The following is a 1126-nucleotide window of genomic DNA, read 5'->3' as shown; positions in this document are numbered from 1 at the left end:
TTTAGCTTCACGGAAACGAGCAATCAAGTTCTTCTACACTCAGATGGGGCGCGATCGCAATTCGTTTCGGCATTCTTGATCTGACGGGGGCAGTGTTCCTCACTATTAGATCACTGTCAATCGACCGGACATGATATTATACCAAATCCGGGTTACTTACCCCGTTTATGATGGCGAACAGAACCCAGCTACCACCAGCACGCTCACCAGTTATGTAATGGCTGATGGAATCAGGGTCTGGTTAACCCTCTTCGCCCGGTGTTGATGAACCGAACTGGTGGACGCTGCGATCGATACAACAGCGGGCGATCGACACAACAACGGGCGATCGACACAACAGCGGACGATCGACACAACAGCCGGCGGCGTTCATCAGCTACGAGCATCAATATCAGTTCATGGTTCAAACAAAAAGATGACGCATAGTGGCACATCTAGAACCCTACTTGAGTTCTTTTGAACTTAAAAATCCTTATCGAGGGGCAACTCACCCAGTAGAAGGTCGTCGTTGGCAATTACTGTGGTTAATTTCGCTCGGCTGGACTATTAAAGAGGCAGCCAAAGTAATCGGCATTAATTATGACTATGCTAAAGAAATAGTTAAGGGCTATAACCAACAAGGAGAGATAGCGATCCTGCGGAAAAAACTGCCCCCAAAAAAGCGCCCCAGTCATGCCTTACTCAACACTCTTCAATTAGAAGAACTGCATTTAAGTTTGAAAGGAGAATCGCCCGATGGAGGTAGAGGCGAGCGGGCCCAAAGTTGCATTATGGATTGCCCAAAAAACCGGGAGACAAAAAGTCGGTAAACAAAGGGGTTGGGAATACCTAAAAAAGTGCGGTTACTCACCTCAAAGACCTCGCCCTCGGCATAAAAATGGAGAGCTAATTGAGCAGGAACTATTTAAAAAAAACTGTCAAATCGAGTGAGGGAGCTACAAAAAGAGTTTCCTTCACATCAAACCCACATTCCGCACCCTCAACTGTCACATACGCTTTCTGACACCCCTTTTTCTTCACTTCTATGCTGGGGAGGCTACTGATACCAATTTACTATAGCAATCCTATATGAATTGTGAAAAGGCATCAAATCTTTTCAAGTTAGGAAAATTGAAAAGATTATATT

Annotated in this window: 3 protein-coding genes; all 3 read left to right on the top strand. The window is 45.3% G+C overall.

The genetic code is table 11. The features are described from left to right. Positions 1-264 precede the first annotated feature (264 nt). From QUA62_RS29240 to QUA62_RS29230, 3 genes are read left to right on the top strand one after another with little or no spacing between them, the layout of a single operon-like run. Positions 265-426 (top strand): hypothetical protein, encoded by a 162-nt coding sequence (locus QUA62_RS29240; protein WP_333408289.1) that lies wholly within the window; start codon positions 265-267, stop codon positions 424-426. After that, positions 426-809, top strand: a complete 384-nt coding sequence (locus tag QUA62_RS29235; protein ID WP_333408288.1) for a helix-turn-helix domain-containing protein — start codon at positions 426-428, stop codon at positions 807-809. Before QUA62_RS29240 ends, QUA62_RS29235 begins: the two co-directional genes overlap by 1 nt. After that, a complete protein-coding gene (locus QUA62_RS29230; RefSeq protein WP_333408287.1) occupies positions 736-930 on the top strand; it encodes a winged helix-turn-helix domain-containing protein in 195 nt (64 codons plus the stop codon). The genes QUA62_RS29235 and QUA62_RS29230 overlap by 74 nt, the downstream gene beginning before the upstream one ends. Positions 931-1126: the final 196 nt, after the last annotated feature.

Origin of the sequence: Microcoleus sp. MON1_C1, from assembly GCF_036701945.1 — a bacterium.
Lineage (GTDB): Bacteria > Cyanobacteriota > Cyanobacteriia > Cyanobacteriales > Microcoleaceae > Microcoleus.
The sequence above is the reverse complement of the archived record's forward strand: the minus strand, read 5'-3'. Positions and strand labels throughout refer to the sequence as shown.

Bases quoted from the DNA above. Each gene is read 5' to 3' on its own strand.
- QUA62_RS29230 (WP_333408287.1), top strand. From the start codon at position 736: ATGGAGGTAGAGGCGAGCGGGCCCAAAGTTGCATTATGGATTGCCCAA.
- QUA62_RS29240 (WP_333408289.1), top strand. From the start codon at position 265: ATGAACCGAACTGGTGGACGCTGCGATCGATACAACAGCGGGCGATCG.